Source organism: uncultured Vagococcus sp., assembly GCF_963518325.1.
Taxonomy (GTDB): Bacteria; Bacillota; Bacilli; order Lactobacillales; family Vagococcaceae; genus Vagococcus_D.
In genome coordinates, this window is the sequence record NZ_CAUQJB010000023.1 from 48359 (window position 1) to 67807 (window position 19449).

The window sequence follows — 19449 nt, forward strand, 5'->3', positions numbered from 1 at the left end:
AGTGGTTAGTTAATATGATATAATGATTGTTATATATAAAGTGTGAGAATAATATTTTTGGAGGATACAATGGAAGAAACAATAAGTTTACAAGAAATATTTGGTATTATAAAAAAACGATTTGCTTTGATCGTTACTTCAATGTTTATCGGTCTAGGCGTGTCAGCTGTCCTAACATTTATGGTAATGACACCGAAGTTTAGCTCATCGACACAGTTAATTGTCAAACTGCCTCGTGCGGCGGAAGGAACTAATAGTAATGTTAATGACGTTAACTTTAATTTGTATATGATTACGACTTACAAAGATTTCATTACAACATCTAATACCTTAGCAGAGTCAACACAGGAAATTGTGGCGCGAGATACTAATTTTAAGGGGACAGCAGGTGATATCCAAAGCATGCTGCAAGTCACCCAAGAACAAAACTCGCAAATGTTTTCGATTAAAGCGACCTATACAGATCCAAAGATTGCCCAAGCTGTCGCCAATACAGCCGCTCAAGTATTCCAAGAACAAGCCAAGGAAACTCTTGAAGTCGATAAAGTGTCAATTATTGCACCGGCACCATTGAATGTGACCCCAATTTCTCCAAATAATAAATTAAATCTATTGATCGGCTTAGTCTTAGGACTAATGGTTGGTGTGGGTTTTTCCTTTTTAGCTGAGTTGTTAGATAAAACGGTTAAAGATGATAAATTTGCTAGAGATATTTTGGGGTATTCAGTCCTAGGGACAGTTCCGGAGATGACAGCTAAAGAGTTAAGTGGACAAGTCGTCCAAAAACCGATAGAGACAGCAAACGTACGAACTAATACGACCACTGATAACGCTGCTTCACAAACCAGACGTCAACGAAACCGAGTTTAGAAAGAGGAGAATGGAATGTTTAAAAAGAAAGTCATCAAAGAAACCACTCAAGCAGTAAGTTTGATTACCTTAGCTGATCGAACCTCTCCTGTTTCTGAGCAGTACCGAACCATTAGAACCAATATCCAGTTTGCCATGGTAGACAAAGAATTAAAAACCTTGATCGTTACCTCTTCTGGACCGGGAGAAGGCAAATCAACAACCTCTGCTAATCTAGCAGTCGTTTTTGCTAATTCAGGCATTCGAACCTTGTTAGTGGATGCCGATTTAAGAAAACCAACAGTCGCCAAAAGTTTTGGCTTGCGTAACCATCATGGGTTAAGCAATTTGTTAAGTGAACGTGAGTCAAAAATACATAATGTTGTCCAATCCTCTGGAATTGAGAATCTAACCATTTTATCAAGTGGACCAAAACCGCCCAACCCATCTGAAATGTTAGGATCCATGCGGATGCACACAGTGATTAAAGAAATGCGTCAAGAGTTTGATTTGGTCATCTTTGATATGCCGCCTGTTGTAGCGGTGACAGATGCCCAGGTAGTGGCCTCACAAGTGGATGGTACCATTATGGTGGTTCGTGAAGGGGTATCGAATAAAAATGCTTTAATCAAAGCGAAAAGTTTATTGGAAATGGTTAATGCCAATATGTTGGGTGTTGTGTATAATGGCTCAACTCGAAATGTTGACCAGGGCTACTATTACTATGGTGCCTAAATAATAATCTGAGGAGTGAAGAGAATGATTGATTTACACTGTCATATATTACCAGGAATAGATGATGGAGCGAATAATTTGGAAGATTCCATTCATATGGCAAACGTCGCAGTCAGCAGTGGGATTACCCACATTCTTTGCACTCCTCACCATAACAATGGCACGTATCGTAACCCTAAATATGATGTGATTCAACATGTTGCTGCCTTGCAAAAAGAGTTGGATAATCGAGAGATACCTCTAACTTTATTTGAAGGACAGGAAGTTAGGATTACTGGTGAGTTACTTCAAGACATTGATCAGGATAATATCTTGTTTGCTGATATTGATGATCAATATTTATTAATTGAATTTCCCAGTAATGATGTTCCAGCATTTACTGAAAAACTTTTTTTTGAGCTGTTAAGTCACGAAATTACGCCAATCATAGTTCATCCTGAACGGAATTCTGTTTTTATTGATGACCCGAACAAGATTATTCCCTTTTTAGAAATGGGCGTCTTATCGCAAATGACGGCACCTAGTTATGTGGGAACTTTTGGTAAAAAAATTCAAAAAACGGCAAAAATCATGTTGGAACATAATTTGGTGCACATGGTAGCTTCGGATGCTCATAATATAGAGAGACGTTCTTTTTATATGAAAGAAGCCTATGAGCTAATGGAGAAAGAGTTTGGCTATGAGAAAGTAGAATCATTTAAACAAGTGGCAAAAGAGATTATTAATGGAGATACAGTGAAAGTGCCAGAACCCATTGGCGTAAAAAAGAATCGGTTTAGTCTTTTTAAATAAGGGAAAATGTTTGGTTGGAAGAAGGTTTTTTGAGTATGACTAGAAAAGTAAAAATTGTCACTTTGTTAGCAGTAGATTCACTATTAATCACATTAGCGAATCTATTTTCCTTTATATATATGAAGCCTTTTGTAGCTATTTCAAATGAGGTGTTAGTAAAAGCATTACTCATTCAGCTGCTTTTATATTTAGTATTAGGCAGAATATTTAAAGTTTTTACACGCATTAATCGATATACCAGTCTCAAGGAGTTAGTGGCAATCTTTTTTGCATTAATAATTTCCTACTTTATTGAAATGGCCTATTTTATTTTTAGCGGCGATGTCTATAGCCAGCGGTACATTTTTTTTACTTATTTATTAAGTATGTTTGTTATTAGTGCCAGTCGTGTTACTTGGCGTATTTTGATTGAATATCAAAATAATAAAATCAAGGACAAACGCAAACAAAAAAATACGATTATTGTTGGAGCCGGGGCTGGCGGGGGGATATTATTAAATACCTTAAATGCATCGATTACTAATAATCAAATGAATATTGTTGGTGTTGTTGATGATGCCCAAGATAAAGTTGGCACGCTATTTTATGGAAGCAAAGTCATCGGGACAACGAATGAATTGCCTTTATTAATTGAAGAATACAATGTTGAAAATGTGACAATTGCTATTCCGTCGCTTAAGTCAAAAGGATTTGAGCGGATTCTCGATATTTTAAAAGAAACTTCTGTTTCAATCAACTCCATGCCATCGATTGAACAAATAGTAAATGGTGATGTCAATGTCACTAAATTAAGAGAAGTTGACGTGGTTGATTTACTAGGTAGAGAAGAAGTTAAATTGGACATGGATTCTATTTCTAACCAACTGACCAATAGATCGATTTTAGTAACAGGTGCAGGAGGTTCGATAGGTTCTGAAATTTGTCGACAGGTCATTCGTTTTAATCCTCAAAAACTCATATTAGTAGGTCATGGAGAAAACTCTATATATTTAATCGAAAAAGAGTTGAGAGTGAAATACAAACATAAGAATACAGAAATAATTCCGATCATTGCAGATATTCAAGATAGAAATAGAATAGTTGATATTATTAGCGAACATCAACCGGATATAATTTACCATGCGGCTGCACACAAACATGTCCCTCTAATGGAATACAACCCAACTGAGGCAGTTAAAAATAACATTTATGGAACAAAAAATGTTGCGGAAGCGGCCAAAGAATACGGTGTGGCTTCTTTTGTTATGATTTCAACCGATAAAGCGAATAACCCGCCTAATGTTATGGGAGCGACTAAGCGCATTGCAGAGATGATTGTGACGAGTTTAAATGAACCAGGCAAAACTAAATTTTCCGCTGTTCGTTTTGGTAATGTACTAGGTAGCAGAGGAAGTGTGGTTCCGCTGTTTAAAGAACAGATTGAGTGCGGCGGACCTATTACAGTCACAGATTTACGAATGACTAGGTACTTTATGACAATTCCAGAAGCGAGCCGATTAGTTTTGCAGTCTGGCGCGTTAGCAAATGGTGGTGAAATATTTATTTTAGATATGGGCGAACCAGTAAAAATAAGTGATCTAGCTAAAAAAATGATTAAGTTAAGTGGTTATACGGAAGAAGAAATTAAAATTGTTGAATCTGGAATTAGACCTGGTGAAAAGTTATATGAGGAATTATTGGTAGATAAAGAAAAATCACCAAATCAAGTTCATGAGAAAATATTTGTTGGAAATATAAGCGGTTATGAGGCTTCCTATGTACTTGATTTTGTAGAACAATTACCCCATGATAGACAAAAATTGGCAAAGGACTTGGTAGCATTTGCTAATAACTCAAGTAAAAACAACTATTAATTTGGAGAGTGTAAAATGGAGAAAAAAATATTTTTATCATCGCCTCATATGAGTGAAGAAGGCTACGAACAACAATATATTAATGAAGCTTTTGAAACAAATTGGATTGCACCCTTAGGGGAAAATGTTGATAAATTTGAAGAAGAGCTAGCAGACTATGTAGGCAGTGAGAATGCAGCTGCGTTGTCTTCAGGGACTGCCGCACTGCATTTGGCTTTGAAAGCAGCAGAAGTTGGTGATGGGGATATTGTTTTTTGCCAAAGTTTGACTTTTTCAGCTTCTGCTAACCCAATTATTTATCAGAATGCCAAACCGGTTTTTATTGATAGCGATAAGGAAACGTGGAACATGGATCCGACTGCGCTAGAAAAAGCTTTTGAAAAATATACACCTAAAGCGGTTATTGTGGTACATTTGTATGGGTTATCAGCAAACATGGATGAAATCAAAAGAATTTGTGATAAACACAATACCATCCTCATTGAAGATGCAGCTGAAAGTTTAGGAAGCAAATACAAAGGCGTTAGTACAGGAACCATTGGTGACTATGGTATTTTTTCTTTTAATGGGAATAAAATCATTACAACTTCAGGTGGCGGTATGTTGGTTTCCAATAATGAAGAAAAAATTGCTAAATCAAGATTTTGGGCAACTCAAAGTCGAGATCAAGCACCACACTATCAACATTCTGAATTAGGCTTTAATTACAGACTAAGTAATGTTCTTGCGGGAATTGGAAGAGGGCAATTGAAAGTCTTAAATCAACGCGTACAAAAAAAACGTGAAATTTTTGATTTCTATAAACAAGAGTTATCTTCGATTGATGGGATTGTTTTTCCACCAGAAAATTCGTGGGATTACTCAAATCATTGGTTAAGTGTGGCTTTATTTTATGGAAAAGTAAAACCAAATGATGTTATGTCAAAATTACAAGAATTTAATATTGAAAGTCGCCCCTTATGGAAGCCGATGCATTTACAACCTTTTTTTGAGAAGTTTGATTTCATTGGAGCAGGAGTCTCAGAAGAATTATTTAAGTTCGGGGTGTGCCTACCAAGCGATACTAAAATGACGATGGATGAGTTAAAAAAAGTGGTCGAAATCATTAAAAGTTTAGACTAACGAAGGGGATGGGTGAAGGTAATGTATCGCCTTTTTATTAAAAGAACACTAGACATTATACTATCTCTTATCGCGTTAATAGTACTGTCACCTTTAATGTTAATTATTTTTCTATTAGTAAGAGTGAGATTAGGAGCACCAGTGATCTTTAAACAAGAAAGACCTGGAAAAAACGAAAAACTTTTTAATATGTACAAATTTAGAACAATGACAAATGCCAAAGACTCGTCTGGTGAATATCTACCTGATGATGTGCGATTAACCTCATTTGGTAAGTTTTTAAGATCAACTAGTTTAGATGAATTACCTGAACTATGGAATATCCTTAAGGGTGAGATGTCTATTGTAGGTCCAAGGCCGTTATTGGTAAAATATTTACCACTATATTCGGAAGAGCAAAGAAAAAGACATAGTGTTCGTCCAGGCCTAACAGGGTTAGCGCAAGTCAATGGAAGAAATGCCATAAGCTGGGAATCAAAATTTGATTTAGATATAAAATATGTTAGTCGAATCACTTTTTTAGGAGATGCACGTATACTTTTGTTGACTGTAAAAAAAGTGTTTGGCCGTGAAGATATTCAATCAAGTACAAGCTCAACTATGGAAGAATTTAAAGGGTAGCCTCAATAAGGTTTTTACTAAGGAGTAAGGTGTTAATGGATATTTTATTTTTGTCAATTGCTTATCCCAAAAAAGGAAATAGTAATTTGTATTCTGACTTGGCAATTGAACTAGTGAATGCTGGTCATCACGTGACAGTAGTTACAGTTGAAGAGCATCGAGATATTTCTGAAACTTCTTTAGGGGTTGAAGGGGAAATTGAAAGGCTAAGGGTTCGTGTAGGCAATCAATTTGGTGTGGGGTTAATTGAAAAAGGGCTGACCACTTTAAAAACAACGCCTTACTTAAAAAAAGCCATTCATTCATTTTTAGGAGAACGAACATTCGACCTAATATTATATTCAACACCTCCGGTTACTTTTGCTGGGGTGGTTAAGTTTTGCAAAAAAAAATTTAGAGCTAAGACTTATTTAATGTTAAAAGACATTTTTCCTCAAAATGCTGTTGATTTAGGTATGATTAAAAAGAATAGTATTATTTATAAATTTTTTAAAAGAAAAGAAAAACAATTATATGATTACTCAGATCAAATTGGTTGTATGTCCAAAGCAAACATTGAATTTGTGGAGAAACAATTTCCAGGACTCTATAGTGACCGATTAGAGCTTTTTTACAATAGTAAAAAAATCCTACCGTTTGTTAAATCGGAAAGGAATTTAACTAGATCAAAATATAACTTACCTCAAGATAAAATTATCTTTGTATTCGGCGGTAATTTAGGAAAACCCCAAGGCATCGATTTTCTAATTGAAGGAATTAATAAATCCAAATCAATTTTGGAGGCTCATTTCTTAATCATTGGAAATGGCTCAGAAGTTCAGCTGTTAGAAAGTTATTTGGAAAAAAGTGACTCAACTAATCTATCTTTTATGGGGAAACTTCCGAGCGATGAATATAATCAGATCATGAAAGCATGTGATGTTGGTTTAATCGTTTTGAGTTATAAGTTTACCATTCCAAATGTTCCATCAAGGATATTATCGTATATGCACGAGCAGATGCCGATATTTGCTGCTACAGATAGACATACTGATATTTCTCATTTGATTCTGGAAAATGCTCAATGTGGTTGGTGGTGTGAGTCTAAATCACCTAATGAGTTTTCAGAAAAGATTTCTCAAATTGTAAAGCAACATAAAGAATTCAGCAATCTTGGTAAAAACGGAAGAACTTACTTGGAAAGTGAATACGATGTAAAGTTATCAGTCAGTAACATAGAAAAATTTGTGTTAGGAGAATGAATATGTTTAAAGATAAAACATTATTAATCACAGGGGGAACAGGCTCTTTCGGTAATGCCGTTATGAAGCGATTTTTAGATACTGAAATAAAAGAAATTAGAATTTTTTCTCGTGATGAAAAAAAGCAAGATGATATGCGGAAAGAATATAAGAATGACAAATTGAAATTTTATATCGGTGATGTAAGGGATATTCAAAGTGTGAAAAATGCTATGCATAATGTTGATTATGTTTTCCATGCTGCTGCATTAAAACAAGTCCCCTCATGTGAGTTTTTTCCGTTAGAAGCAGTCAAAACTAATATCTTAGGAACTGAAAATGTATTAACAGCAGCTATAGAAGAAGGCGTGAAAAAAGTTATTTGCTTATCTACTGATAAAGCAGCATACCCAATCAATGCCATGGGAATTTCTAAGGCCATGATGGAGAAAGTATTCGTTGCTAAATCTAGAACTGTAAGTGATGATGAAACTTTGATTTGTGGTACTAGATATGGTAATGTAATGGCTTCACGTGGATCAGTTATCCCTTTGTTTATTGAGCAAATTAAGAATGGAGAACAGCTAACCATTACCGATCCAAATATGACTCGATTCCTAATGAGCCTTGAGGAAGCTGTAGAGTTAGTCATTTTTGCTTTTCATAATGCGATTGCAGGTGATATTATGGTTCAAAAGTCACCGGCTTCGACGATACGTGATTTAGCTCAAGCTCTGCAAGAATTATTCGGATATGAAAAAGAAATTAAGATTATAGGTACGCGACATGGTGAAAAGTTATACGAAACCCTACTGACAAAAGAAGAATATATCAAAGCCGAGAATTTAGAAGGCTTTTATCGTGTTCCGTCGGATAAACGTGATTTGAATTACGATAAGTTTTTTGAAGATGGTAGTGAAGAATTAACGGAACAAAATGAATATAATTCTCATAATACTCAATTGTTGAACATTGAAGAAATTAAAGAGAAGTTACTGAGTTTAGAGCTGGTTAGAAATGAGTTAGAAAGTTGGAATAGTTGATGAAGATATTAATTACTGGTTCCAATGGTTTTATTGGGCAAAATTTAATTGCAGAGTTGAAGAATAGAAATTATGAAGATTTACTGTTAGTTGACAAAGAAACTAGAGAAGAAGACTTAGAAAAATATTGTAGTCAAGCAGATTTTATTTATCATCTAGCAGGAGTAAATCGACCTGAAAATATTGTTGAATTTCAAGAAGGCAATGTCGATTTTACTGACAAAATGTTAGGTTATTTAAAGACGTATAAAAATGAAGCGCCAATTGTACTATCTTCATCTATTCAAGCTGAATTGGACAACCCTTATGGTGTTAGTAAAAAGATGGGGGAAGAGCTATTGTTTTCGTTTGGTGAGTCAAATGGCTCAAAAGTAATAGTTTATCGTTTTCCTAATGTCTTTGGTAAGTGGTGTCGACCTAATTACAACAGTGCTATTGCTACATTTTGCTACAATATTTCTCATGGCAAAGACATTCAAGTTAATGATTCAAATGTTATAATGAATTTGGTCTATATAGATGATGTTGTTAGTGAATTGATCAATGGATTAGATGGGAAAGAGTTTAGCAATGGAAAGTATTGTTCAGTCAATGTCGTTTATACGCAGAAACTTGGGTGGATTGCTGATACAATCAAATCTTTTTCTGAATCCAGAATTAATAAAGTAATCCCCAATATGGGTGACGACTTAACTAAAAAATTATATAGCACTTATTTAAGTTATCTTGATGAAAAAGATTTTTCTTATTTATTAAAAATGAATGTTGATGATCGAGGTTCTTTTACTGAGTTTATAAAGACGAAAGATGCGGGGCAAGTATCAATTAATATTTCAAAACCCGGGATTGTAAAAGGCCAACATTGGCATCACACCAAGAATGAAAAATTTTTAGTTGTCAGCGGTCAAGGCGTGATTAGATTTAGAAAAATTGGTAGTGATGAAGTTATTGAATATTTTGTTAGTGGGGAAAAACTAGAAGTTGTTGACGTACCTGTCGGTTATACACATAATATTGAAAATAATAGTGAAAAAGAAATGGTAACAGTGATGTGGGCAAATGAGCCATTTGATCCAGAAAATCCTGATACGTTTTATTTGGAGGTTTAAAATGAAAAAGTTAAAAGTAATGACAGTTGTTGGAACTCGCCCAGAAATTATTCGTTTGTCTGCTGTTATAAATAAGTTGGAAGAATCCGAGGCTATCGAGCATGTACTGGTTCACACTGGGCAAAATTATGACTATGAGCTTAATGAGGTTTTCTTTGAAGATTTCAAATTAAGAAAACCTGATTATTTTTTGAATGCCGCAGTTGGAACAGCTATTGAAACAGTTGGTAATATATTAATTAAAATTGATCCAATTCTTGATGAAGTAAGACCCGATGCTTTTTTAGTTTTAGGTGATACAAATAGTTGTTTATGTGCGATTGCTGCTAAGCGTCGTCAAATACCTATTTTCCATATGGAAGCAGGAAATCGTTGCTTTGATCAACGGGTACCAGAGGAAACCAATAGAAAAATTGTTGATCATACAGCTGACGTTAATTTGACCTATAGTGATATTGCTCGTGAATATTTGTTAAGAGAGGGCTTACCAGCAGATCGCATAATAAAAACAGGCAGTCCGATGTTTGAAGTATTAGAATCTCGGAAAAAAGACATTGAAAATTCTAAGGTATTAGAAGAGTTGAATTTGAACAAAGACGAATATTTTGTTGTTTCTGCTCATAGGGAAGAAAATATAAGTTCTGATGAGAATTTTTCTAACTTAGTTGATAGTTTAAATCTAATTGCTGAGACCTATCAATTACCAATCATTATTAGTACTCATCCAAGAACTATGAAGATGATAGAGCAAAAAGGAATTGAGTTTAATAGTTTTGTTAAAACCATGAAACCGATGGGTTTTAATGATTATAATAAATTACAAATTAATGCTAAAGCGGTGCTGAGTGATAGCGGTACTATCAGCGAAGAATCATCTATTCTTGGATTCAAGGCATTGAATATTCGTCAAGCTCATGAAAGACCGGAAGCGATGGAAGAGGCCAGTGTCATGATGGTAGGCTTAACAAGTGAACGGATTTTGGAGGGACTTGCTGTATTAGAAAGCCAAACGAAAGACACATTGAGATTGGTTGGAGATTATTCAATGCCTAATGTATCTGAGAAAGTGCTTAGAATTATTATCTCTTATACGGACTATATAAAAAGAGTAGTGTGGAGGAAGTAAATGATTGACTTTAATAAAAAAGTACTTGTTATTAGCAATAATCCGTTTAGTACTACACAAAATAATGGTAAAACCTTGTATTCCTTTTTTTTGGATTATAAATTGGAGAATGTAAGTCAGTTATATTTTAGCGAAGAGACTCCAGATATAGGAGAAGAAGTTAATTTTTTTAAAATAACGGACAAACAAGTTTTAAAAAAAAAAATAAATAGAAATTCATTATGTGGAGTTAAGGTGGAATATAATCTTAATGCTAGGCAAGTAATTCATAGCGAAGTGGGGAAAACGAAAAAAATTTTAAAAAACCATTTTTTTAGATTAGTGCGAGAAAAAATTTGGAAAAACAATTGGAAAAGTAAAGAGCTGGACAATTGGTTAGCTGAAGTAAATCCTGATATAATTTTCTTTTGTGCGGGGGATTTTGGTTCAGGCTATGATATTACCAACTATATTAGTAAAAAATTTGAAACAGATCTGATAGTTTATATGACTGATGATTATATTTTACCTAGAAGTAACGCTTCTTATTTTGCTAAGAAAAGACAAGAATTTATAAAGAAAAAAGTGCAAATAACCCTAAATGAAACGGATTTGTTTTATACTATATCAAAAGAAATGAGTCAAACGTATGAAGAACTTTTTAAAGTTAAGAGTGATATAATACTAAATATGGCTGAAATACCGAACCACAAAAAAGAGAGTGAAAAAAAAACAATTTTAAAACTAGTTTATGCAGGTGGACTTCACCTTGGCCGAGATAATGTATTAGTTGCTTTAATTAATTCGATTGTTGTATACAATCGGACTCATAATCAAAAGGCGTTCTTAGAAGTATACTCGAATACAATACTTACTGAGAAAGAGAAAAAAAAATTCTGTATAGAAAATTCTAGTCATTTTTTTGGACAAGTTAATAAAAAAGAACTTGATCAGATATTATTGAAGTCGGACATACTGGTTCATGTTGAGTCTTATGATTCTAAGCAAATTGAGGCAACCTTATTGTCAATTTCAACTAAAATTCCTGAATATTTAGCTGTAGAGAAGCCTATTCTAGCAATAGGCCCTGAGCAAATCTCTTCGATGAGATATTTAAGTCAAACTAGTTTTTGTATTTATGATACTAAAGATTTAGAGTTAAAAGTTGAGAAGTTATTGGAGGATTCGGAATTAAGGGATAGACTAGCGGAGAACTCTAAGAGATTATTTTTTGAAAATCATGATAGAAAGGTGATTTCAGAAGAATTCTTGACTAGGCTTACGAATGTGAAAAGAAGACTTGGCAAAAATTAAAGGAGAAGGTATGTTATTGTATAATCAAATTAATTCGAATGAAATAGGGGAGACTAAGCTAAAGAAATATGATTTGATCTTATTATGTTTATGTATTGTAGATACTCTATTTTTTCCATATATAAAGTTTATTTCTGCTAGTATTAGTATGATCTTACTTCCAATATGGTTTATCTTTAATTTTACTAGATTAAATCTATCAAAACGGAATACTATAATACTTACAGCAATGATTTTTATGATTTTGAGTTTCTTAATTTCAACAGTAACTGTCCCCTCCTTTGCTCCTGGTTTAGGAGGTGTTTTGATAAATGTTATTAGTACGAATTTAAAAAATCTTGTAATTATCTTGTATGGATTACTTTATTGTGTATTTTACGAATTTATATTTAACAAATGTAATGTTAGTTTAAAAAAAGTTTTAACACTTTACATTATATTTGTATTTCTATTAAGTTTAATATATATTATTAATCCTCAGCTTTATTTTAATGTAAGAGCATTTTGGACTATGGGAGGAAATGCGATTATTATTACTGATTCCTTAAGTATTTTTAGATATACAGGAACTTTCAGTGACCCTAATAACATAGCTACAGCTATTGTAGGAGTTTTTGCATTTTTGTGGTTTAATGAAAAAACAAGTGCTTTCTTAAAAGTGTTTAGCTTGATTACTACAACTATTATTTTAGTGTCGACAATGAGTAATACTGGAATAATTTGTTTTGCAATTGTCGGGTTTTGCATTATCGTGAATATGTCAAAAGAAGGAATGTTGTTTTTATTTAAAAATAAAAAAATCAATCTAAGCACATTTTGGATGTTTTTTTTCTTATGCTTATCTCTACCATTATTGATATATGGAGGTAAATTACTAAGTAATAATGAAATTTTTGAAATAGCTTTTAATAGAATTGAAAGTAACTCTGGAGAGTCAAGGTTTACTATTTGGATGGATCTCATACAAAAAAATAATTTTTTAAAATATTTAATTATTGGTCAGGGAGGAACTATCATAAACGACGGCAGAGTAAGAGCTCCACATAATGGTCATTTCTTTATGTTTCTTGGATATGGGTTTATCGCTTACGTTACTTTCTTAATATCACTATTCAAATTTGATATAAGTAGGATAAAAAAATATGTATTTCTCATTCCATTTTTTATTGGTTTCACTTTAAATGTAGGTATATATGAACCTAGATATATTAATTTATTAGTTTTACTTATTGCTGCAAATAATGTTGTGGAACAAAGAGAACAGAAACAAAAGGAGAATAATTTTGGAATCTAAAATTAGTGTTATTGTTCCTGTGTATAATTCAGAGCGTTTTGTTTCGAAGTGCATAGAATCTATAATTAATCAAATATATTTAAATTTGGAAATTATTATCATAAATGATGGTTCAACTGATAGGTCAACTCAAATTTGTGAATATTACGCTAAAATTGATTCAAGAATAATTTTGATAAATAAGCAAAATTCGGGTGTTTCTGATTCTAGAAATATTGGAATAAAAGTTGCAAGTGGAGAATATATTGGGTTTGTTGACAGTGATGACACTATAAGTAGTAATTTTTATTTTAATTTAATGGAATTAATGGTGAGTAATAATTCAGATGTAGGTGTTTTAGGAAATTATCTTGTTAATACTAGAAATATTTCAATTTTAACTAATCAGGAAACTTATTTCCTAGATGGAATTGAGGCGAAATCACGATTACTTACCTTAGAATTCCCGACTTCATTATGGGCATACTTATATAAAAAAGAGATTATTACTAATCAGGAGCTAAATGGACAGATTCATTTTTTTGAAGATTTTGATTTCAATTACAGGGTACTAACTTCTGCGAAAAAAATTACAGTTTTAAATAAGCATTATTATTTTTATAACAGTAATGAGTACAATGTTAATAGTGAAAGTCTTAGTGGACGGAAATTGACTTGTTTGGAAATATATAATCTTATATTAAATTTTGATGAAAGATTGGATATTGAGAAAGCTCAGTTTTTTCGATCTCATTTTGCTATTTCAATGATAATAAATTTGAGTAAACATAGTGTGACAGAAAAAGATTACAAAAAAGATATTCGGAGAGAATGTGTAACTATGATTTCAGATATTACTAAATCTTCGTGGGTCCCGCTTGCTTACAAATTATTAATAGTAATGTTTATAGTATTTCCTAGTCTGACAACTAAACTGTTATCTATTAAATATACAAGGAAAATAAAAAGTGAGGGAACAAAAAATTGAAAAAAATTGGAATTGTGACCATTGTTGATTACGATAATTACGGAAATCGTTTACAAAACTATGCCGTTCAAGAAATTCTTAAAAGTTATGGCTTTGAAGTTGAGACTATAAAAAATGTTCCTGTAAATGAAGAAAATTCAAAAATAATTTCCAAAATTCGTAATGCTAATATAAAACTCATATTAGGTAAGTTGAATCAATTGATGTTAAATATTTTAAAAAAAAGTGACAAAGTTTATATAGATGCTTTGAATCAAAGAAGGAAGTCATTTTTAGAGTTCACTAATAATAATATAAGTGAGTCTGATTTTGTAATTAGTCCAAAATCAATTCCTTTAGGACTAGCAGAAAAATATGATTATTTTGTAGTAGGAAGTGATCAAGTTTGGAATTATAATTTTAGATTTGGATCTTCGCTTGATTTTTTGACATTTGCTCCTAAAAACATTCGAATTGCACTTTCTCCAAGTTTTGGTGTTTCAGAAGTTTCACCTAAGTATGTAGAAAAGTATTCAAAGTGGTTAAGTGAATTCAAGTATCTTTCGGTTAGAGAAGAGGCTGGAGCTAAGATAATAAAAAAACTTATTAATCGAGATGCATCGGTTTTAATTGATCCGACAATGATGTTTGATTTACTAAAATGGGAACAATTATTTATAGCGTCAAAATACAAACCAAAAAATAAATACATTTTGACCTATATCTTGGGAAATTTGAACGAACATAAACAAAAGGAAATAAATAATTTTGCAATAAAAAATAACCTAGTTATATTTAATTTAGCAGATAAAAATAATACGGAGGGCTTTTCAGTTGGACCATCAGAATTTTTAGATTTAATAAATGATGCAACTGTATTTTTTACTGATTCTTTTCATGGTTCGATTTTTTCAATATTATTTCAAACACCGTTTGTAGTTATTGACAGAGAGGATAAAACTCAATCAATGAATTCTCGGTTAGAAACACTTTTAAAACGATTTAATTTGCAAGATAGAAATTATTGTAATATTCAAAATGAAAGTGATTATTTGAATACAGATTTTACAAATATTAATAAAATATTGATAGAAGAAAGAACCAAGATGAATGATTTTTTATCAAAAGCACTAAGTTCTGATGAAGGCTAATCTCTAAGTTATTTTGTTCGTATTTAAGCTTTTATAATTAATTGACATATGTTTTACTACTTTTGATACTAATTTTTTATTGTAATAGGATTCACCAGTCATTTGAAATTTTTTTAGATGACTTATGGAAGATAATTAGAAAAATTTATAGAATGCAATTGTTAAATCACTCTATGAATAATGGAAAACGAGGGATATGAAATGGTGAAATCTAGACTTAAGGAAACCGTAGTTAATCAAGGGTTTTGCGTGGGATGTGGGGTTTGTGCAGTAGAATGCCCATTAAAAGTAACTATGAAAATTAATCAATTAGGTATGATTCAGGCGGATATCGATGAAAATAAACTAACAGATGATGAAGAAAAGTCCATTTCAAAAGTATGTCCTTTCTCTGATGATAGTGAAAATGAGACTGTTTTAGGAGGTAAAATATTTGGCTCAAATGATAGCCTTAAGTACCATGAAAATACGGGTTATTATTTGAATTCTTATGCGGGTTATGTTAAGAGTGGTGAATATAGAGAAAAAGGTAGTTCTGGTGGTATGGGGACTTGGTTATCCAGTAAACTTCTAGAAAGTAGAATGGTTGACCATGTAATACATGTAAAAGAGAAAAATGAAAACCCAAATGAATTATTTAGCTATCAAATAACTTCAAATTGTATAGAATTACGTAGTGGAGCCAAGTCTAAATACTATCCAATTGAAATGTCAGAAGTACTAAGATTTGTAGAACAGAACCCAGGAAATTATGCTTTAGTTGGAATCCCTTGTTTCATTAAGGGCTTTAGGCTGATTTCAAATGAAAATCCTATTTTAAAAGAATCAATAAAATATACAATTGGTTTGGTTTGTGGTCATTTGAAAAGTACTTTATTTGCCCAATCAATTGGTTGGGAGTTGGGAATTGAACCATCAAAACTAAAAAAAATTGATTTTAGAAATAAGTTAGAAGGAAGAAAATCAAGTGATTATGCAGTTGAGGTTGAAGGAGATAATAGAATAGAAAGGGCTAGAATAAAGACGTTAATCAGTACCGATTGGGGACACGGTTTATTTAAGTATAAGGCTTGTGATTATTGTGATGATGTTTTGGCTGAATTATCTGATATTACTATAGGTGATGCATGGCTGCCAAGATATGAAAACGATAGTGAAGGGACAAATCTTATAATAGTTAGAAATCAAGAGATTCAAGATTTACTTGATAAAAACCAATCTGAAATTTTTATTGAAGAATTAAGTATGGATGAAGTTTATCAATCTCAGGCTGGCGGTTTTAGACATAAGAAAGAGGGCTTAATGCATCGCTTATATTTGGAAGATCAAAAAGGAAGTTGGAGACCTCAGAAAAGAGTAAAAGCAAAATATGAGAGCAATAATAGTAGAAGAAAGACTTATGAAATTAGGATAAAATTGAGAGAATTTAGTTATAAGTATTTTTTAGAAGCATTATCTGCTGAGAATTTTAGCTTTTTTTCAAATAAAATAATTATATTGATTGATCAGTGTAATAAAATTGCACGAGGTAACATGGTTAATAGAATTATTCGAAAAATAAAATCAAGTTTAGGTTGAACTTATATTAAGGAAGTAATTGAACAATGCAAAATTCAAAATATAAATCATTGGTAAATAATTCGTTAATTTTTGCAATTGGAAATATAGGTAGTAAGCTGATATCTTTTTTAATGGTTCCTTTGTACACAAGAGTATTAACTGAAAGCGAGTTTGGAACTACTGACTTTTTATTAACGATCACATCTTTGCTCTTACCCGTGGTTTCTTTAAATATTTTTGAGTCAGTTATTAGGTTTTTGCTTACTAAAGACTCGAGCAAATCAAAAATATTTTCAAATGCTTTTTTTATCTCTTGCATTAGCAGTATTCTCATTATTATAGTCACTATACCATTGTACTTGTATTATAAAAATACGCTAATCATTTATTTGGGTATTTTATTGATTGCACAACTTCATCAAAGTGTTCTTGCGCAGTATGCAAGGGGTTCTGGATTTATTAAAGAGTATGCTATTAACGGAATTGTAATGACTGTTGGTCTTGTTTTGATGAACATTATATTGTTAGTAATTTTTAATTTTAAAATCGAAGGATATTTGATATCAATTATATTTTCAAATATTGTTTCAATTGTGTATTTATCAATAAAAGTGAAAATTTTTAAAGAAATTGTTATTGATTCAATTGAAATTTTGGAGTTAAAAAAGATGCTACTTTACAGTCTTCCTCTAATTCCTCACTCATTGATGTGGTGGGTAATAAATGCTGCAAGTCGATTTCTGATTATATATTTTTTATCGACTGCTGCTAATGGTTTGTTTGCAGTTGCGAGTAAAATCCCAACAATACTCAATGTTATTTATTCGATTTTTATACAGGCTTGGCAAGTTTCTGCTTTCGAGGAGTTTGAGTCTTCGGATAATGAAGGTTTTTATTCAAACGTATTTCAATATTTAAGTACAGCAATTTTAATAGTTGCTTCTGTAATTTTGCTAGTTGTTAAACCTCTAACTATGATTATTGCATCTCCGGCATTTTTTGAGTCTTGGAATATTGTGCCATTGTTATTGTTAGCTACAGTTTTTTCTTGTTTTTCTACTTTTTATGGTACAATTTACACTGCTGCGATGAAAACTACTCGAGTTTTGGTTTCATCGTTAGTGGGAGGGATACTGACAGTTGTTTTAAGTTTAGGCTTGATTCCAATAACTGGGCTTATAGGTGCGGCTACTGCAAATTGTTTTGGCTTTTTTATAATGTGGATTGTAAGAATTATTGATACTAAAACAATTGTTTCTATACGAATTTCTAAATCTTTTATTATGGGATTGTGTGTGCTAGTATTTCAAGTAATATGCAGAATCACAATTAGTTCTGGCGTAATTAGTGTGTGTCTGCAAGTTTTCCTAACAATTTCGATAATTATTGTTTTCCATAAAAATTTAAAAGTTATCGTAATGAAATTATTAAGACGTTAAACCTTTTGTAGATAGATTATGTATTTCTTGAGGTATATTAAAGTTGTTCGGTGACTTATAAGTTCTTAACACCTTTGTCACTATTGACTAAATACAGATGAATGAAAAATGAAGACTTCTAGTCATTAAATAATCATTGATTTGAAAAGTTCCCGGGAGGAAAGACAATGGAAAATAGAACGAACTGGTTGTGGATGAGAGCTATGGCGATTATAGGAGTCATTGCTATACATTCTACAGCTAACTCAGTATCATTAATAAGTTTTCCGGGTGTGTTTTTCTTGCTTATTAATCAAGTGTCAAGGTTTGCTGTTCCAACATTTTTAATAGCTTCTGGATTTGGTCTAACAGTTTCAAAAAAATATAATGAACCGTATTTTCTTTTTTTATACAATAGATTGAAAAAAATAATTATTCCTTACGTACTTTGGTCTGCGATATATTTTATATTATCTGGAGGAGAAAGTGTAACAATTTTTTTAGCTAATTTAGTTTTAGGGTTAAATTACTCGCATTTATATTATGTGGTTATACTGGTATTTTTTTATGTAACGTATCCTTTTTTTTACAAAGTGGCCTCTATTAAACCCGGCATTCAACTAATTACAACTATTTCTATTTGTAGCCAATTAATGGCATTTATACCGGGGTATTTTTTTTGGAATACGAGTTTAAATGTAATAAGTTGGTGTCTCTTTTTCTCTTTTGGTATATTTTTAGCAAAATCAAATATGAGCTTATCGATTAATCCAGTTACTCTATTTGGTGGTTCAGCGATATTAATGTTATTGTCGACAATTATTATTTTATCATTTAGAGGAGGTGAAATAGCAACTACCACACTCAGACCATCAGTCTCGTTGTACTCTTTTTTCTTTGTTATGATGATGCTTTCTTTCAAAATAAAAAAAGAGAGTATTATCATCAACTTTTTTGCAAAGAATTCCTTTCAGATTTATCTCTCTCATGGGTTATTTTTAGCGGTTATGTCTAAGGCACTATTTAAAGTAGGGGCTAATGCAAGTAGCTTTATGTATGTTCTGATTTGTTTTGTAGGTACACTTATTTTAACTTCAATTTTTGTTTATTTTCTTAATAATGTAAATTTGTTACTAAATAATTTAAATACTGATAAATAAAATGATTTATAATTTCAGTATTTTTAATTATTTTTATAAAAAAGAAAGTGTGATTAGCATTTTCTTTGGTTATTTTTGAGTTTCAATTTCGAATAAAGATAATTCCTTGTCAATATGTTATAAGCATTATTAAAATTAATGATGCTTTTTTGTTTTT

The 19449-nt window shown here is 31.8% G+C and carries 17 protein-coding genes; all 17 read left to right on the plus strand.

Annotated elements, in window-relative coordinates:
• Positions 1–69: 69 nt before the first annotated feature.
• Entirely contained in the window at positions 70–870 is an 801-nt protein-coding gene (locus RWN13_RS16485) for a Wzz/FepE/Etk N-terminal domain-containing protein (RefSeq protein WP_314065840.1), read from the plus strand.
• A gap of 15 nt (positions 871–885) precedes the next feature.
• Positions 886–1584, plus strand: a complete 699-nt coding sequence (locus RWN13_RS16490; protein WP_314065842.1) for a CpsD/CapB family tyrosine-protein kinase — start codon at positions 886–888, stop codon at positions 1582–1584.
• A 24-nt stretch (positions 1585–1608) separates the two neighbouring features.
• Positions 1609–2376, plus strand: a complete 768-nt coding sequence (locus tag RWN13_RS16495; protein WP_314065845.1) for a CpsB/CapC family capsule biosynthesis tyrosine phosphatase — start codon at positions 1609–1611, stop codon at positions 2374–2376.
• Positions 2377–2411: 35 nt separating this feature from the next.
• Positions 2412–4229, plus strand: coding sequence for a nucleoside-diphosphate sugar epimerase/dehydratase (locus RWN13_RS16500; RefSeq protein ID WP_314065847.1), 1818 nt, complete (start codon positions 2412–2414; stop codon positions 4227–4229).
• Positions 4230–4244: 15 nt separating this feature from the next.
• Entirely contained in the window at positions 4245–5351 is a 1107-nt protein-coding gene (locus RWN13_RS16505; protein WP_314065850.1) for an aminotransferase class I/II-fold pyridoxal phosphate-dependent enzyme, read from the plus strand.
• A gap of 21 nt (positions 5352–5372) precedes the next feature.
• A complete protein-coding gene (locus RWN13_RS16510; RefSeq protein ID WP_314065912.1) occupies positions 5373–5972 on the plus strand; it encodes a sugar transferase in 600 nt (199 codons plus the stop codon).
• Between the two features lie 35 nt (positions 5973–6007).
• Positions 6008–7213, plus strand: coding sequence for a glycosyltransferase family 4 protein (locus RWN13_RS16515; RefSeq protein WP_314065853.1), 1206 nt, complete (start codon positions 6008–6010; stop codon positions 7211–7213).
• A 2-nt stretch (positions 7214–7215) separates the two neighbouring features.
• Positions 7216–8235 carry a nucleoside-diphosphate sugar epimerase/dehydratase gene (locus tag RWN13_RS16520; protein ID WP_314065856.1) on the plus strand — a complete coding sequence of 340 codons (1020 nt, stop codon included), beginning with the start codon at positions 7216–7218 and terminating at the stop codon, positions 8233–8235.
• Positions 8235–9344: a capsular polysaccharide biosynthesis protein CapF gene (locus RWN13_RS16525; RefSeq protein WP_314065859.1), complete on the plus strand. Its 1110-nt coding sequence runs from the start codon at positions 8235–8237 to the stop codon at positions 9342–9344. Before RWN13_RS16520 ends, RWN13_RS16525 begins: the two co-directional genes overlap by 1 nt.
• 1 nt (position 9345) lies before the next feature.
• Complete coding sequence (wecB, locus tag RWN13_RS16530) at positions 9346–10470, plus strand: non-hydrolyzing UDP-N-acetylglucosamine 2-epimerase (protein ID WP_314065861.1); 1125 nt, start codon at positions 9346–9348, stop codon at positions 10468–10470.
• A complete protein-coding gene (locus RWN13_RS16535; protein ID WP_314065864.1) occupies positions 10471–11763 on the plus strand; it encodes a glycosyltransferase in 1293 nt (430 codons plus the stop codon).
• A complete protein-coding gene (locus RWN13_RS16540) occupies positions 11750–13057 on the plus strand; it encodes a hypothetical protein (protein WP_314065866.1) in 1308 nt (435 codons plus the stop codon). Before RWN13_RS16535 ends, RWN13_RS16540 begins: the two co-directional genes overlap by 14 nt.
• Complete coding sequence (locus RWN13_RS16545) at positions 13047–14024, plus strand: glycosyltransferase (RefSeq protein ID WP_314065868.1); 978 nt, start codon at positions 13047–13049, stop codon at positions 14022–14024. Before RWN13_RS16540 ends, RWN13_RS16545 begins: the two co-directional genes overlap by 11 nt.
• A complete protein-coding gene (locus RWN13_RS16550) occupies positions 14021–15154 on the plus strand; it encodes a polysaccharide pyruvyl transferase family protein (RefSeq protein ID WP_314065870.1) in 1134 nt (377 codons plus the stop codon). The genes RWN13_RS16545 and RWN13_RS16550 overlap by 4 nt, the downstream gene beginning before the upstream one ends.
• A 201-nt stretch (positions 15155–15355) precedes the next feature.
• Positions 15356–16732, plus strand: a complete 1377-nt coding sequence (locus tag RWN13_RS16555; RefSeq protein WP_314065872.1) for a Coenzyme F420 hydrogenase/dehydrogenase, beta subunit C-terminal domain — start codon at positions 15356–15358, stop codon at positions 16730–16732.
• 26 nt (positions 16733–16758) lie between these two features.
• Positions 16759–18153, plus strand: coding sequence for an oligosaccharide flippase family protein (locus tag RWN13_RS16560; protein ID WP_314065874.1), 1395 nt, complete (start codon positions 16759–16761; stop codon positions 18151–18153).
• Positions 18154–18320: 167 nt separating this feature from the next.
• Positions 18321–19292 (plus strand): acyltransferase, encoded by a 972-nt coding sequence (locus RWN13_RS16565; protein ID WP_314065877.1) that lies wholly within the window; start codon positions 18321–18323, stop codon positions 19290–19292.
• Positions 19293–19449 lie beyond the last annotated feature (157 nt).

Excerpts from the sequence above, each read along its gene's own strand:
- RWN13_RS16485 (WP_314065840.1), top strand. The coding sequence starts at position 70 with ATGGAAGAAACAATAAGTTTACAAGAAATATTTGGTATTATAAAAAAA.
- RWN13_RS16490 (WP_314065842.1), top strand. The coding sequence starts at position 886 with ATGTTTAAAAAGAAAGTCATCAAAGAAACCACTCAAGCAGTAAGTTTG.
- RWN13_RS16495 (WP_314065845.1), top strand. The coding sequence starts at position 1,609 with ATGATTGATTTACACTGTCATATATTACCAGGAATAGATGATGGAGCG.
- RWN13_RS16500 (WP_314065847.1), top strand. The coding sequence starts at position 2,412 with ATGACTAGAAAAGTAAAAATTGTCACTTTGTTAGCAGTAGATTCACTA.
- RWN13_RS16505 (WP_314065850.1), top strand. The coding sequence starts at position 4,245 with ATGGAGAAAAAAATATTTTTATCATCGCCTCATATGAGTGAAGAAGGC.
- RWN13_RS16510 (WP_314065912.1), top strand. The coding sequence starts at position 5,373 with ATGTATCGCCTTTTTATTAAAAGAACACTAGACATTATACTATCTCTT.
- RWN13_RS16515 (WP_314065853.1), top strand. The coding sequence starts at position 6,008 with ATGGATATTTTATTTTTGTCAATTGCTTATCCCAAAAAAGGAAATAGT.
- RWN13_RS16520 (WP_314065856.1), top strand. The coding sequence starts at position 7,216 with ATGTTTAAAGATAAAACATTATTAATCACAGGGGGAACAGGCTCTTTC.
- RWN13_RS16525 (WP_314065859.1), top strand. The coding sequence starts at position 8,235 with ATGAAGATATTAATTACTGGTTCCAATGGTTTTATTGGGCAAAATTTA.
- wecB (WP_314065861.1), top strand. The coding sequence starts at position 9,346 with ATGAAAAAGTTAAAAGTAATGACAGTTGTTGGAACTCGCCCAGAAATT.
- RWN13_RS16535 (WP_314065864.1), top strand. The coding sequence starts at position 10,471 with ATGATTGACTTTAATAAAAAAGTACTTGTTATTAGCAATAATCCGTTT.
- RWN13_RS16555 (WP_314065872.1), top strand. The coding sequence starts at position 15,356 with ATGGTGAAATCTAGACTTAAGGAAACCGTAGTTAATCAAGGGTTTTGC.
- RWN13_RS16560 (WP_314065874.1), top strand. The coding sequence starts at position 16,759 with ATGCAAAATTCAAAATATAAATCATTGGTAAATAATTCGTTAATTTTT.
- RWN13_RS16565 (WP_314065877.1), top strand. The coding sequence starts at position 18,321 with ATGGAAAATAGAACGAACTGGTTGTGGATGAGAGCTATGGCGATTATA.